The 12329-nt window shown below is 74.7% G+C and carries 13 protein-coding genes; 4 read left to right on the top strand and 9 right to left on the bottom strand.

Annotation, left to right across the window (positions count from 1 at the left end; translation table 11 throughout):
• Positions 1-150 (bottom strand): hypothetical protein, encoded by a 150-nt coding sequence (locus GA0070604_RS32340; protein ID WP_167363440.1) that lies wholly within the window; start codon positions 148-150, stop codon positions 1-3.
• A 180-nt stretch (positions 151-330) separates the two neighbouring features.
• Here GA0070604_RS32340 and GA0070604_RS11855 point away from each other — a divergent pair, with 180 nt between their 5' ends.
• Positions 331-720, top strand: coding sequence for a VOC family protein (locus GA0070604_RS11855; protein ID WP_091118000.1), 390 nt, complete (start codon positions 331-333; stop codon positions 718-720).
• Positions 721-805: 85 nt separating this feature from the next.
• Here the strand turns inward: GA0070604_RS11855 and GA0070604_RS11850 are convergent, their stop codons facing one another.
• The 6 genes from GA0070604_RS11850 to GA0070604_RS11825 form a co-directional block, all read right to left on the bottom strand.
• A complete protein-coding gene (locus tag GA0070604_RS11850; protein ID WP_091117999.1) occupies positions 806-1627 on the bottom strand; it encodes a helix-turn-helix transcriptional regulator in 822 nt (273 codons plus the stop codon).
• 126 nt (positions 1628-1753) lie between these two features.
• Positions 1754-2983 carry a bifunctional glycosyltransferase family 2/GtrA family protein gene (locus GA0070604_RS11845; protein WP_091117998.1) on the bottom strand — a complete coding sequence of 410 codons (1230 nt, stop codon included), beginning with the start codon at positions 2981-2983 and terminating at the stop codon, positions 1754-1756.
• Positions 2984-2985: 2 nt separating this feature from the next.
• Positions 2986-5262, bottom strand: a complete 2277-nt coding sequence (locus GA0070604_RS11840) for an ArnT family glycosyltransferase (protein ID WP_091117997.1) — start codon at positions 5260-5262, stop codon at positions 2986-2988.
• Between the two features lie 45 nt (positions 5263-5307).
• Positions 5308-6801: a sensor histidine kinase gene (locus tag GA0070604_RS11835; RefSeq protein WP_091117996.1), complete on the bottom strand. Its 1494-nt coding sequence runs from the start codon at positions 6799-6801 to the stop codon at positions 5308-5310.
• Positions 6779-7519 (bottom strand): response regulator transcription factor, encoded by a 741-nt coding sequence (locus GA0070604_RS11830; RefSeq protein ID WP_091127050.1) that lies wholly within the window; start codon positions 7517-7519, stop codon positions 6779-6781. Before GA0070604_RS11830 ends, GA0070604_RS11835 begins: the two co-directional genes overlap by 23 nt.
• A gap of 102 nt (positions 7520-7621) precedes the next feature.
• Complete coding sequence (locus GA0070604_RS11825; RefSeq protein WP_244161851.1) at positions 7622-7843, bottom strand: hypothetical protein; 222 nt, start codon at positions 7841-7843, stop codon at positions 7622-7624.
• 189 nt (positions 7844-8032) lie between these two features.
• Here GA0070604_RS11825 and GA0070604_RS11820 point away from each other — a divergent pair, with 189 nt between their 5' ends.
• Complete coding sequence (locus GA0070604_RS11820) at positions 8033-8980, top strand: serine/threonine-protein kinase (RefSeq protein WP_091117994.1); 948 nt, start codon at positions 8033-8035, stop codon at positions 8978-8980.
• A gap of 71 nt (positions 8981-9051) precedes the next feature.
• Positions 9052-9480 (top strand): OsmC family protein, encoded by a 429-nt coding sequence (locus GA0070604_RS11815; protein ID WP_091117993.1) that lies wholly within the window; start codon positions 9052-9054, stop codon positions 9478-9480.
• 4 nt (positions 9481-9484) lie between these two features.
• Here the strand turns inward: GA0070604_RS11815 and GA0070604_RS11810 are convergent, their stop codons facing one another.
• The gene (locus GA0070604_RS11810; protein ID WP_244161850.1) at positions 9485-10435 is read right to left on the bottom strand and encodes an endonuclease/exonuclease/phosphatase family protein; all 951 of its coding nucleotides are present in this window, start codon (positions 10433-10435) and stop codon (positions 9485-9487) included.
• 434 nt (positions 10436-10869) lie between these two features.
• On the opposite strand from GA0070604_RS11810, the gene GA0070604_RS11805 reads away from it, so the two are divergent.
• A complete protein-coding gene (locus GA0070604_RS11805; RefSeq protein WP_208602025.1) occupies positions 10870-11712 on the top strand; it encodes a hypothetical protein in 843 nt (280 codons plus the stop codon).
• Positions 11713-11720: 8 nt separating this feature from the next.
• Here the strand turns inward: GA0070604_RS11805 and GA0070604_RS11800 are convergent, their stop codons facing one another.
• Positions 11721-12251 carry an ATPase gene (locus GA0070604_RS11800; protein ID WP_091117991.1) on the bottom strand — a complete coding sequence of 177 codons (531 nt, stop codon included), beginning with the start codon at positions 12249-12251 and terminating at the stop codon, positions 11721-11723.
• Positions 12252-12329: the final 78 nt, after the last annotated feature.

Below are 12329 nucleotides of genomic sequence, written 5' to 3'. Positions count from 1 at the left end.
TCAGCTCCGGTCGGTGGGCTGCCGGCGGAACCGGGCCACCAGCCGTCGCCAGTAGAGCTTCGCGGCCACCGCCGCGCCAGCCACCCCGCCGACCACCGCCTGCACGATCAGGCTGCCGGAGCCCGCGTCCAGGTAGGCCAGGTACGTCACGGCTGCCCCCTTCCCTCGCCGTTGATGGAGGCCGGCCCGACATAGGGGCTTTCGGCCTTTTAGCCGGACTTGTTCCTTACCGTACGCCGCCGAGGCGGCCCGTGTCGGGCACACCCGACACTCCGCCCCCGTCCGTTCCGTTCAAGACGCCCCGACCCACCCGGCCCTACCGTGACGGCCATGACACCGCATTTCGACCTGATCGGCATGGCCGTCACCGACATGGGCCGCACGCTGGACTTCTACCGCCGGCTGGGGCTGGCGATCCCGCCCGACGCGGAGCGCGAGGCACACGTGGAGATCACCCTGGACAACGGTGTCCGGCTGGCGTGGGACACCGTCGAGCTGATCCGGACCTTCGACCCCGGCCACACCCTGGCCACCGGCAGCCCCCGGGTGAGCCTGGCCTTCCGCTGCGCCGACCCCGCCGAGGTCGACCGCTGGTACGCCGAGCTGACCGCCGCCGGCCACCACGGCCACCTGCCGCCGTGGGACGCCGTCTGGGGCCAGCGCTACGCCGTCCTCCACGACCCCGACGGCAACGCCATCGACCTCTTCGCCCCGCTGTGAACCCTCCCGTGAACCCCCGCCGCAAACCCGGTTGATCAAGAAGTTCGCGTCCAAGTCGATCTTTAACCGGACGAAAACTCCTTGATCAACGCGGCTGGAGGAGGTGGGTCGGGGGGACGCCGGTGAAATGCTTGAAGTCTCGGGTCAGGTGGGGCTGGTCGGCGTACCCGGTCAGCGCGGCGACCTCGGCCAGCGGGGTGCCGGCGCGGGCCAGGTCGAGCGCCCGGCGCATCCGCAGGATGCGGGCGAGGGTCTTCGGGCCGTACCCGAAGAGGGCCTGGCTGCGCCGGTGCAGCGCCCGCGCGCCGAGGCCGACCTCGGCGGCGGTGGCCGCCACGGTGGCGCCGGCCGCGAGCCGGGCGGCGACCCGCGCACCGAGCGGATCGGGCCCGCCGGCGGCGTGCAGCCGCGCCACCGCGACCGCCTCCAGCACGGCGGCCACCGCCTCCGCACGGCTCGGCCGGTGCAGCGGGTGCCGGCCGGGGCCGACCCCGGAGCGATCCCACCGGCCGTTGGCCGGCCCACCCGGGGAAGCGGCACGCGTCGCGCCGGGCGGTGGCGGATCGCCGGACTCCGCGGCCACCGCCACCCGGTCGGCCAGGTCGGCGGCCGTCCGACCCCAGAGGTCGGCGAGCGGGATGCGCCGGTCCCGTAGCTCGTCGGCGGGGACGCCGAGGACGGCGGGACCCGTGCCGGGCGGCAGGCGCAGCCCGACCCACCGCTCGCCTGCCGTGCTTGCGGAGAGATGCGCGGTCCGGTCAGGGCCGGCGACCAACAGCCCGGCCCGGCTGGACCAGAGCAGGTCCAGGCACCCGTCCGGCAGCACCCGGGTCGCCGCCCCACCGGCGGCGACGCTTTCCCACACCACCGCCCCACGGATCCCCGCCGCCGCCCCCTCCCGATACACCCCACCACCCTGCCACCCCCGCCCACCGACCGCCCCCGCTGCCCCCGGACCTCGCTGATCATGAAAGTTGTTGCCACACCGCTCCGGCGTGTCGTGACAACAACTTCATGATCGACGGGGGTGGGGTCAGGGGCGGTGGTGGTGCATGGCCAGGCGGAGCAGGAGGAAGCGTAGGGCGGTGGCGGCCAGGTTCGCGGCAATGAGCACGGCCAGTTCCAGGGTCCGGGGCGGGGTGGGTGCGGTGACGTGCAGGAGCGCCAGGGAACCACTGGTCAGGGCCAGTCCGAGGGCGAAGGCGAGCAGCCCCTGGAGGTGGTGCCGGCCGGCGTGACGGCGGCCCGTGACGCCGAAGGTGAGCCGCCGGTTGGCGGCCGTGTTGGCCACCGCCGTGACCAGCAGCGCCAGCAGGTTCGCCGGCTGCGCCCCGAGCGGACCCCGGGCCAGCACGAACAGCACCAGATACGCGAGGGTGCTGGCCACCCCGACCGCGGCGAACCGGGCGAGCTGCCGGGGCAGCCCGACCGGCACCTGCGCCGGCGGCGGGTGCAGGGGTGCCCGCCCGAGCTGTTCGCGCAGCTCCGCCAGGGGCAGCGCGCCGGTGACCAGCGCCCGACCGAGCCGCCCGATGCCGCGCAGGTCGGCCAGGGCGGTGGCCAGGATGTCCACCCGGCTGTCCGGGTCGTCCACCCAGTCCACCGGCACCTCGTGGATGCGCAGGCCGGCCCGCTGCGCCAGGACCAGCAGCTCGGTGTCGAAGAACCAGCCGGTGTCCTGGACCAGCGGCAGCAGCCGGGCGGCCACATCGGCGCGGATCGCCTTGAACCCGCACTGCGCGTCGGAGAACCGGACCGCGAGGGTGCCGCGCAGCAGCAGGTTGTAGCCGCGCGAGATCACCTCCCGCTTGGCGCCCCGGACCACCCGGCTGGTCCGGGCCAGCCGGGTGCCGATGGCCAGGTCCGAGTGGCCGGAGATGAGCGGCGCCACCAGCGGCAGCACCGCCGCCAGGTCGGTGGAGAGGTCCACGTCCATGTACGCCAGCACCGGCGCCGGGGAGGCGGACCAGGCGGCCCGCAGCGCCCGCCCTCGTCCCTTGGCGTCGAGGTGCAGCACGCTCACCTCGGGCAGCTCCACGGCGAGCGCCTCGGCCACCGCCAGGGTGCCGTCGACGCTGGCGTTGTCGGCCACGGTGATCCGGAACGGGTACGGGAAGTGCGCGGTGAGGTGGGCGTGCAGCCGCCGGACGCAGGGCCCGAGATCGGTCTCCTCGTTGTAGACCGGAACCACCACGTCCAGCACGGCGGTCGGCGTCGTCGGTCGGGCCCGCACCGCGGCCCGCGGTTCGCTCGTCCAGGTCACGGTCAGCCCCGCTTTCCGCTGCTCAGGTCGTACACGGTGACGCCGTCGACGGTCTGGGCGGTGAAGTTGTCGGCGACCCAGGTGGCGATCTCCTGGGAGGCGTTGCTGCCGCCGTTGGCCCGGAACCCACCGCCGCCGATGAAGTAGTGGATCCGCCCGTCCGCGACGTGCCGCTGGAACTGGGCCAGAGTCGGGGCCGGATCGCTGCCGTTGAAGCCGCCGACTGGCATCACCGGCCGCTCGGTGGCGAGCTGGTAGCCGGAGGCGTTGTTCGAGCCGACGGTCGCGGCGACCCAGGTGTACGCGTCGGCGTCGGCCGTCAGCAGCGCCTTCAGCTCCGCGCTCGGCTCGCGGGCGTCGAGCAGCCCGCCCATGCCGCCACCGCGCGCCGCCCGGCCGCCGCCCGGGAACTGACCCTGGCCACCGGGGAGGCCAGGGAAACCACCGTCCTGCCGGGTGCCGTTCGGGTCGGTGCCGCCGTTCGGGTCGGTGCCGTTCGGGTCGGTGCCGCCGTTCGGGTCGGTGCCGTTCGGGGCGCCCGGGAAGCCCGGGAACTGGCCGTTCGGACCGCCACCCGGCACCGCCGGGAACTGGCTCGTGCCGCCGTCACGGCCAGGGCGACCGGGGAACTTCCCGGCCTGCGCTTCGCCGCCGGTCGCGCCGCCACCCGGAAAGCCGGGGAACTGGCCGCCGCCGGGAAACCCGCCGCGGCCCGGGCCGAAGTCGCGCGCCACGAACGGGCCGGCGCTGGGAATCGATCCGGTGTGCGGGCTCGACGCGGTCTGGAGCGAGTACGCGACCGGGCCGGCGAGGGCCGCCGCCGCGCCGAACGCCAGCAGCAGCGGCGCCACCCGGCGGGGCAGCCGGTCGACGACCACCAGCAGCACGGCCACGGCCAGGCCGGTCATCAGCACGACGCTGCGCAGCCAGGGGTACCAGTCGGCGCTGCGGCCGAGCAGCCGCCAGGACCACCAGGTGGTGACGGCCAGGGTGACGGCGAGCAGGACGCCGGCCGCCAGCCCTCGACGCCGGTCCGGGCCGCTCCGGGCCCGCCACAGCAGGGTCGCGCCGATGCCGACCAGCGCGCCGACCCCCGGGGCCAGGGCCACCGTGTAGTACGGGTGGAAGATCCCGGACATGAAGCTGAAGATCAGCCCGGTGACCAGCAGCCAACCACCCCAGAGCAGCAGTCCGGCCCGTGTCCGGTCGGTACGCGCCGCCCGCCCGGTCAGCACCAGCCCAGCGACCAGCAGGAGCAGCGCGGCCGGCAGCAGCCAGGACACCTGGCCCCCGACCTCGGTGTCGAACATCCGCAGCAGTCCGGTCTGCCCCGAGAACGGGCCACCGCCACCGCCACCCATCCGGCCGGGGCCGACGCTGCCCTCCTCGTTGCCGGTGATCCGACCCAGGCCGTTGTAGCCGAGGGTGAGCTCCAGGATGCTGTTGTGCTGCGATCCGCCGATGTAGGGGCGGGCGCCGGCCGGGACCAGCTCCACGATCGCCACCCACCAGCCGGCGGCGACCAGCACCGCCAGGCCGGACAGCAGCAGCTGCCGGATCCGCCGCCAGAGACCGGTCGGCGCGGCCAGCAGGTAGACCCCGGCGAAGACCGGGATCACCAGGAACGCCTGGAGCATCTTGGTGAGGAAGCCGAGGCCGACCAGCGCGCCGGCCAGCACGATCCACCGGGTGCTCGCCGTCTCCACCGCGCGGGTCGTCGCGTACGCGGCGGCGATCAGCAGGAACACCAGCAGCGCGTCGGGATTGTTGAACCGGAACATCAGGGCGGCCACCGGCGTGACCGCGAGCACCGTACCCGCCAGCAGGCCGGCCACCGGGCCGTACCAGCGGCGGACGGCGGCGTACAGGACGCCGACCGAGGCCACCCCGAGCAGCGCCTGCGGCACCAGGATCGCCCAGCTGTTCAGCCCGAAGATCCGGACCGAGAGCGCCATCAGCCACAGCGCGGCGGGCGTCTTGTCGACGGTGATCGAGTTGGCCGCGTCGGAGGAACCGTAGAAGAACGCCTTCCAGCTCTCCGAGCCGGCCTGCACGGCCGCCGAGTAGAACGCGTTGCCCCAGCCCGAGGCGCCCAGGCCCCACAGGTAGAGCAGGGCGGTGGCCAGCAACAGTCCGGCCAGCGCCGGTCGCGCCCAGCGCGGGTCGCGGAGTGCGGGCTCGAAGGGCGTACGCGCCGGCAGCGGCTCCGGGGCGGTGGCCGTGTCGCTCGCCGTCGCGTCCGGCGTGGGCGCGGTCAGCAGGCTCTCTGTTCTGTCCATGCCGGCCAGCCTCCGGTGGCCCGCTGGCCCGGCCCCATGAACGACCTATGCGTCGGCTGTGGACCGCGGTAGCAGCACCGTGAAGACGGTACGGCCGGGACGGCTGGACACCTCGACCCGTCCGTGGTGGGCCTCCACCACGGCGGCCACGATGGCCAGGCCGAGGCCGGTGCTGCCGTGGGCCCGGGACCGGGAGCTGTCACCACGGGCGAAGCGTTCGAAGATCTCCGGCTGGAGTTCGGCCGGGACGCCGGGGCCGTCGTCGGTGACGCTCAGCACGACGCCTTCGGCCGCCGACGCGAGCCGGGTGGTGACCGTGGTGCCCGGCGGGGTGTGCACCCGGGCGTTGGCGAGCAGGTTGGCCACCACCTGGTGCAGCCGGTGGCCGTCGCCGGTGACGCTGACCGGCTCGTCGGGCAGGTCGAGCTCCCAGCGGTGGTCGGGGCCGGCCACGTGCGCGTCGCTGACCGCGTTCACCACGAGGGCGGTGAGGTCGACCGGCTCGGCCGCGAGGGGCCGGCCGGAGTCGAGCCGGGCGAGCAGCAGCAGGTCGTCGACGAGGCTGGTCATCCGGGTGCTCTCCGACTCCACCCGGCGCAGTGCGTGCGCCACGTCGGGCGGGACCTCGACCCGACCCCGCCGGGCCACCTCGGCGTACCCCCGGATGGCCGCCAGGGGGGTGCGCAGCTCGTGGCTCGCGTCGGCGACGAACTGGCGTACCCGGGTCTCGCTGGCCTGCCGGGCGGCGAGCGCGGCGGCGACATGGCCGAGCATCCGGTTGAGAGCGCCGCCGACCTGCCCCACCTCGGTACGCGGGTCGGTGTCCGCCGCCGGCACCCGGATCGACAGCGCCACCTCGCCGCGGTCCAACGGCAGCTCGGTGACCCGGCCGGCGGTGGCGGCGACCCGGTTCAGCGGGCGCAGGGCGGCCCGGACGATCAGCGCGCCGAGGCTGCCGGCGATGAGCAGCCCGGCGGTGACCACGCCCGCCTGGGCGACCAGCATCCACATGACCGTCTGCTCCACGCCGGCGAGCGGGATGGCGAAGACCAGTACGTCGCCGTCGGGCACCTGGCGGGCCACCGCCCGGTAGTCCCCCCGGTCGACGAGTTCCACGCTGTGCGGCCGACCGTCGGCAGGCACCCGGGTCAGCGCGGCCACCTCACCGGCCGACAGCGGCACGGCCTTCGCGGCGGCCTGCCGGCTGGCCTGGACGACCCGCCCGTTGACGATCTTGACCGCGATGGAGTCCTGCGGGAATCCGGGCGGCACGGCGAGGGTGACGGCGCCCTCCCGCCACTGCGGCAGGTCGAACGGGGACGTCCGGCGTTCCTGCCGGCGCTGCTGGTCCCCGGTGAGCTGGTCGTCGACCTGGGCCACCAGGAAGTGCCGCAGGGCGACCGTGGTCAGGCCGCCGATGCCGACGCTGACCAGGGCGAGCAGCGCCACCACGGAGAGCACCAGGCGGCGGCGCAGCGACCAGCCGGCCAGCCAGTCACGCAGCCGCCCGGGCCGGTCACTCCGCGGGCTTGAGGACATACCCGGCGCCCCGCAGTGTGTGGATCATCGGCTCGCGGCCGGCGTCGATCTTCTTGCGCAGGTAGGAGATGTACAGCTCGACCACGTTGGCCTGGCCGCCGAAGTCGTAGTTCCAGACCCGGTCGAGGATCTGCGCCTTGCTCAGCACCCGGCGCGGATTGCGCATCAGGTAGCGCAGCAGCTCGAACTCGGTGGCGGTGAGGGTGATCAGGTCGCCGCCGCGGCGTACCTCGTGGCTGTCCTCGTCGAGGGTGAGGTCGCCGACGGTGAGCACGGCGTCCTCGCGGGTGGCGACGGCGAACCCGGAGCGGCGCAGCAGGGCGCGCAGCCGGGCGATCACCTCCTCCAGGCTGAACGGCTTGGTGACGTAGTCGTCGCCGCCGACGGTGAGCCCGGCGATCCGCTCCTCCACCGCGTCCCGGGCGGTCAGGAAGAGCACCGGCACGGTGGGCGTCTCCTCGCGCAGCCGCCGCAGCACCTGGAATCCGTCCAGGTCGGGGAGCATGACGTCGAGCACCACCGCGTCCGGCTTGAACTGCCGGGCAGCGCTGATCGCGGCCATCCCGTTGCCGGCGGTGCTCACCTGCCAGCCCTCGTAGCGCAGGGCCATCGAGAGCAGGTCGGTCAGGGTCGGCTCGTCGTCCACCACCAGTACGCGCACCGGGTCGCCGTCCGGTCGGCGCAGCTCGATCCGGCCCTGCGCGGCCTGCCCGTCCATGACCATGTCCCCCATCGTGGGCGTGTCCGCTGTGCCGCTCCTGTCCCGATCCTGTGTACCAGCTGTGCGGGCCGGCAGGCGGCGGCCCGGCCGGCACCCGGGTCACTCGGTGGCGCCGAACGGTTCGGTGCGCACGTACCGCATGGTCCAGGTGCCCCAGCCGTCGCGACGGTCCCGCTCGTAGAGGTGGTCGACCTCGCCGCCGCCGGGGGCCGGACGGTCCGGGTGACGCATGATCCACCGCTGGGGCGGCGCCCCGGCCGGGTCGGCCGGCAGGTCCCGGACCAGGTCGTCGGCGGGCCCGCCGACGAACCGTACGCGCACCAGAGCCACCCCTGCCCTCCGCTTCCCCGCCGATCCGCGACGTCACGACGCCCCTGCGGGGAAGCTACCCCGCGTCGGCCGCCCCTGGCCGGGAAACCCCCCGGCGGTTTGCCCTGGTCCGGCCGGGGGTACCGCGATCCCGCGGCGCCGGGGGAACGGTCCCCGGGCGGGGCGGACGAGGAGCGGTCGATGCGGACGCTGGCCGGGCGGTACGACCTCGAACGGCGCGTCGGCGTCGGCGGGATGTCGGAGGTGTGGCGGGCGCACGACCTCGTGCTGGACCGGACCGTCGCGGTGAAGCTGATCTCCCCGGGGCTGGACGGGGAGGTCAGCTCGGCCGAGCGGATCCGGGCGGAGGCCCGCTCCGCCGCCCGGCTGGTGCACCCGAACGTGGCCAGCGTGCACGATTTCGGCACCGCGACGGCGGCGGACGGCCGGGAGGTGCCGTACATCGTGATGGAGCTGGCCGAGGGCGAGACGCTCGCCGAGCACCTGCGTGACGGCCCGCTGGACTGGCGGATCGCGGCTCGGGTCTGCGCCGAGGTGAGCGCGGCGCTCTCCGCCGCGCACGCGCACGGCATCGTGCACCGCGACGTGAAGCCGGCGAACGTCATCCTCGCCCCGTCCGGGGTGAAGGTGCTCGACTTCGGCATCGCCACCCCGGCCGGCGTTCCCGACCACACCCCGGACGGGGTCGTGGTGGGCACTCCTGCCTACCTGGCGCCGGAGCAACTCGACCGGCAGCCGGCCACCCCCGCCGCCGACATGTACGCCGTCGGTGTGCTGCTCTACTACTGCCTGACCGGGCGGCTTCCGTATGCCGCCGGCAGCACCACCCAGTTGCTCGGCGCGCGCCGACGCCGGCCGCCGGAGCCGCTGCCCGAGATCGCCGGCCTGCCGGCCGAGATCGCCGACCTGTGCCGACGCTGCCTGGCCGACGAGCCGGCCGCCCGACCGACCAGCCTGATGGCCGCGCTGCTGCTCGCCGAGTTGGTGGACGCCCGGGTGTACGTGCCGATGCTGGTGGCGGAGTCGCGGCGGCACCCGGCACCGGTGTCCCCCTGGACCGACCGGGCGGCCGGCGAGGCGACCGAGGCGGTGCCCGCCGACGTGGGCCCGCCCGGCGCGGCCCGCTGACTGGCCGGGCCAGGCCCGTTTCGGGGTGCGGGGGCCGGGTAGCCGGGCGGGTGAGTGACGGGAGGAACGCGATGCCGAAGCCGAGTTCCTGGCTGCCCGAGAAGGCCACGGCGACCGCCGCGGGGGGTCATGTACGCACCGAGGACGGCGGGTTCTCCACAGCCCTGGCGTCCCCGCTGGCGCCGCACTGCACCGGCCTGACGCCCGAGCAGTTGCTGGCTGCGGCGTTCGCGTCCTGCCTGCACCACGCGGCGGTGGAGGCGGCCGCCAAGATCACTGATGAGGCGCACACCGTCGAGGTGACGGCGGAGGCGAAGCTCGGCCGCGACGACGACGGCCGGTACCGGGCCGACGTGCACGCCGAGATCTCCTCCGCCGGGCTGACCCGCGATCAGTTGGCCGACCTGGCCGCCTACGCCGATCGGCTGTGGCCGTTCTCCAGCGACGACACCAGCCGGCACCGGCTCACCGTCACCCCCGCCGAGAACGGGCGACGCTGACCCGTCACCAGCGAAAGCCGGCGGTCACCGCCCGGTGGTCGCTGTCCGGGGTGTGCAGCACGCCCGCCGAGGTGGGGGTGAGCCCCCGGTAGAGCACGTGGTCGGGGCGGGCGACCGGCAGCGTCGCCGGCCAGGTGAAGCCGAACCCCTGCCCGGCGTCGGCCTGCGCGTCGTGCAACAGCCGGGTGAGCGGGACGAACACCCGGTCGGTGGTGGCGGTGTTCAGGTCGCCGAGCACCACCAGGCGGGACGCGTCGTCGGCCCGCACGGTGGCGGCCAGCGCGGCGAGGGTCTCGTCCCGGGTGGCGGTGTGCCCGGCGCGGGCGGAGCCCAGGTGGACCACGTACACCACCAGGTCGCCCTGCGGCGTGGCGACCACCGCGCGCAGCGCGCGGTCCCAGCCCAGGCCGGTGTCCACGCCGACGGAGTCGCGGATCGGCCACCGGCTCCACAGCGCGACCGTCGACACCGCGGCCCGGTGCGGGTACCGCTGGCGCAGCGCGGCGTCGATCCGGTCGTCGTCGTCGACCTCCTGCAACCCGATCAGGTCCGCGTTCGAGGTGGCGAGCGCGCCGGCCGTGGCGGCCGGGTCGGGGTTCCCGGAGCGCAGGTTCTGGCTGGCCACCCGGATCGAGGCCGGCCCGGCGGCGGCCGCCGGCGGCAGCCAGACGCGACCGTAGAGCGCGAGCCAGACGACCGCCGGGACGAGCACCGCCAGCAGCGCGCGCCGGGAGCGGCGCAGCAACGCCACGAGCCCGAGCAGGGGTACGCCCAGCCCGAGCAGCGGGGTGGCGCTGTCGATCAGGCTGCCCAGGCCGTGAACGTTGGGCACCGCCCGGTGGCCGGCGAGCAGCACGGCCAGCAGGCCGGCGACGACGATGACCACCAGCCCCCGCCGGTCCCGGTGGCCGGCCGGGTCGCCGGCGGCCCGCTCATCGACCCGCTGCTCCGTCACCGTCCGCATCGTATCGAGCCGGCATGCCGGCGTGACCGGGATCCGGGCACCCCGGCCCCCGCCGCCACCCCCGCGCCACCGCCGGGCGGCATGATCCACTCCAGGTACGGCATGTGGTTGCATCCCGCCTCCGGAAGACCACCACTTGCCGCATCCTGCGTCACACCCTGCAGCGGCCGCTCGGCCGAGGAGCCGTGCCCCGGATGGCGAGGGCGTACGTCCGCCGAACGGCGGATGCCGTGGCGCAGCACCAGGACGTGGATCGTATGGCCGCTTCCATCCACCCTTTCGCCCATTACCGACAAACCCGAAAGACATATGACGCGGCATTCACTATTCACTGAGCGATATGCGGGGGTGGATCATGGCAAATTGTGGCGCATGCCACCAATCGACCTGGCGGTGCGGGCCGGAAAGGTTTCTAACCTCGGCGGGTGCACCCCGACCACCCCCCGCAGCAGAACCAAGGCGAGACCTGCGTCTGTGGCCAGACGATCGACCCCGCATCGGCCGAACGGAGCATCGGGCGACACCGGACCGCGCCCCCTCGCCGTGGCCCGTTCACGTCGACACCCGCCCGGGCCGCTCTCGCGGCCGGCGTGATCTGCTGTCTCGGCCTGATCGGTGTCGTGGGCGCCCGGGACACCGGGCAGCGCCAGGAGCCGGCCCGCGAGGCGCTCGCCGACCGCGCCGCCGCCGAGCAACGCGCCTCCCGCGACTTCACGCGTACCGCCCCGCCGGTGGTGGCCGTGCCGGTCCCGGTCACCCCGACCCCGACGGCCACCCCGAGCCCGACGGCCACCAGGAAGGCGCCGCAGAAAGTCAGCCGACCGAAGCACCCCCGTCCGGTCGCCGGCCTGGACCAGCGCCAGATGGACAACGCCAAGGTGATCGTCGACACCGGACGGGCCATGAAGATGCCACGCCGGGCACTCGTCGTGGCCGTCGCCACCGCCATGCAGGAGAGCAACCTGTACAACCTGGCCAGCGACGTGCTGCCGGAGTCCTACGACTACCCGCACCAGGGCAGCGGCTCCGACCACGACTCGGTCGGGCTGTTCCAGCAGCGGCCGAGCAGCGGCTGGGGCACGGTCGCCCAGCTGATGCGGCCGGCGTACGCGGCCCGCGCCTTCTTCGCGGCGCTCGCCGAGGTGCCGGGCTGGACGAACCTCAGCCTCACCGAGGCGGCCCAGGCCGTCCAGGTCTCCGCCTTCCCCGACGCGTACGCCCAGCACGAGGAGCGTGCCACCACCGTGGTCGCCGCGCTGCTGGTCTGAGCCGAGGCTCAGGCAGCACTCCGCTCGGTCGGCCCGGTCGCGGAGTCACCGGGAGCACCCGTGGCCGCCCGGGTCGCCGGCACCCCGGCCGCGGCGGTCGGGGTGTCCGCCGGCACCGTTTCGCCGCGTACCCCGGAGAGGATCTCCTCCATCCGGGCCTCCCGCCGCCGGCGGGTCAGCAGCGCCGCCTCGACGTCGCGGCGCGCCCGCATCGCCTCCGCGTACGCCTGCTCGCGGACCTGGCGGGCCTCCTCGCGGGCGGCCTCCAGCTCGCCGCGCGCCCGGGCCAGCAGTTCGGCGGCCTCCCGCTCGACGAGTGCCGCACCGGCCCGCACGACCGCGTCGTCGCCCGGCGCGCTACGCCGGCGCAGGAAGTCGCAGAGATACGTCGCCTCCTGCCGGATCCGGTCCCACTCGCGGCCGACTCCGCCGGCGCTCTCCGCGCGCGCCGCGAGCCGGACCAACCGGATCCCCAGCTCATCCAGGCAGGAGTCCACCTGCCGCTGGTCGTAACCGGTGTCAACGACGGAGAACCTCATACTGTCGCCCCCCAGGCAGCTGGTGTCACTTCCCCCACCTGACGATGTTCCTGGGTGGCGGCCACGACCGCGGCGGTT

This window comes from Micromonospora eburnea, assembly GCF_900090225.1.
In the GTDB taxonomy this organism is placed as follows: Bacteria; Actinomycetota; Actinomycetes; order Mycobacteriales; family Micromonosporaceae; genus Micromonospora; species Micromonospora eburnea.
This window is presented reverse-complemented; position numbering and strand designations above follow the sequence as displayed.